General features: G+C 27.2%; 1 protein-coding gene. It reads left to right on the forward strand.

Annotated features, from left to right (window positions below; genetic code table 11):
- A partial coding sequence (locus tag ACF91D_RS32290) for an ADP-ribosyltransferase (RefSeq protein ID WP_392438788.1) occupies window positions 1-389 on the forward strand: 389 nt, incomplete at both ends.

Here is a 389-nt window from a genome sequence, read left to right on the forward strand (position 1 = left end):
GTATGTTAAAAAGAATATTGACTATTCTCAGATAAAAGAACCAGATAACAAGACAAGCGTAAAAGTGGTTAATGATGGTACAAATTATATAGATCAATTACCAAAAAATATACAAAAATCTATTTCTGATTATACGACACCTAAAGCAGAATTCATTAATGGTTTCTTAAAAGGTGAGTTTAATGGACAATCTACACCTGTACATCAAAATCCAAGTGCATATTGTTCAGTATTTGAAGATATAAGAAACCTAAACTCATCAATTAGTAATTATAAAATACCTGAAGACTTCATTACATATAGAGGAATTTCACTAGAAGAACTGAAAGCTATTTATAAAAATTTAATTAAAGATGACAATGGTAAACTAATAGGTATTGGTATTGGAT

The organism is Staphylococcus sp. 231237_7MaSpsaltlick (assembly GCF_043107035.1).